The sequence below is a fragment of the Lacrimispora sp. 210928-DFI.3.58 genome, assembly GCF_020554865.1.
Lineage (GTDB): Bacteria > Bacillota > Clostridia > Lachnospirales > Lachnospiraceae > Enterocloster.
The window spans coordinates 1-348 of the sequence record NZ_JAJCIC010000116.1; the positions used below are offsets into that span (position 1 = coordinate 1).

Below are 348 nucleotides of genomic sequence, written 5' to 3' on the forward strand. Positions count from 1 at the left end.
GGCGGCATGAATGGGAGGTCATCCAGAACCGCTATCTGGAAGCCAATGACCGCCCGGAGCGTGTGGACTTGCGTTCCTATGCCAGACAGGGGCTTGATATTATCCCTACTGTCCATGAGGGGGCTGCTGTCCAGCAGATGGAAAAGCGTGGTATCCAGACAAATATCGGCAACCTGAACCGGGAAATCAAAGCTGCCAACCGCCTAATGAAGTCCATCCGGCAGCTTATCCAAAACCTCAAAGGCTGGATTACCGAGCTGGGAGAAAAACGGAAGGAGCTGCTTGCACAAAAAGCGGCGGAGGAAGCGACACTTCTTCCCAATCTGCTGATGAAGTATATGGAGATAC

Annotated in this window: 1 protein-coding gene; it reads left to right on the forward strand. The window is 52.9% G+C overall.

Annotation, left to right across the window (positions count from 1 at the left end; genetic code table 11):
• The coding region (locus tag LIZ87_RS22180; protein WP_227149237.1) for a MobA/MobL family protein at positions 1 to 348 on the forward strand (348 nt) is incomplete at both ends.